The 685-nt window shown below is 62.2% G+C and carries 1 protein-coding gene; it reads left to right on the top strand.

Annotated features, from left to right (window positions below):
• The coding region (locus Y88_RS18650) for an IS3 family transposase (RefSeq protein ID WP_040702681.1) at window positions 1-685 on the top strand (685 nt) is incomplete at both ends.

The raw sequence follows: 685 nt of genomic DNA, 5'->3' as shown, positions 1-685 counted from the left end.
GGGTCTATGGCTACCGCAAGTTGCACGACGACCTGCTCGATCAGGGCGAGACCTGCGGCCCGAACCGTGTTGCCCGGTTGACCAGGCTGGCAGGTATCAAGGCGCAGATCGGCTACAAGCGTCGGCCGGGGAGCTATGGCGGCAAGCCATCCCTGGCGGTCGACAATACTCTGGACCGGCAGTTCGACGTCGCTGCCCCCGACAGGGCCTGGGTGACCGACATCACCTACATCCGCACCCTGGAGGGCTTTGCTTATCTGGCCGTTGTGATTGATCTCTATTCCCGCCGCGTGGTGGGCTGGTCGATGCAGAGCAGGCAGACCACCGATGCGGTGCTGCAAGCGCTGCACATGGCGGTATGGCGGCGCAAGCCCAAGCAGCGGGTGCTGATCCATTCGGATCAGGGCTCGCAGTTCACCAGCATGGACTGGGCTGCCTTCATCCGGGCTCACAATCTTGAGCATTCGATGAGCCGGCGCGGCAACTGCCATGACAACGCCGTCGCCGAGAGCTTCTTCTCCTCGCTCAAGCGAGAGCGCATCCGGCGCCGGACCTACAAAACACGCGAGGAAGCCCGGCAGGACGTGTTCGATTACATCGAGATGTTCTACAACCCGGTGCGCAAGCAGGTCAGAAACGGGATGCTGTCACCCGCCCAGTTCGAACGGCAGCAGATTTTGAAAGC

Source organism: Novosphingobium nitrogenifigens DSM 19370, assembly GCF_000192575.1.
GTDB lineage: Bacteria > Pseudomonadota > Alphaproteobacteria > Sphingomonadales > Sphingomonadaceae > Novosphingobium > Novosphingobium nitrogenifigens.
This window is presented reverse-complemented; position numbering and strand designations above follow the sequence as displayed.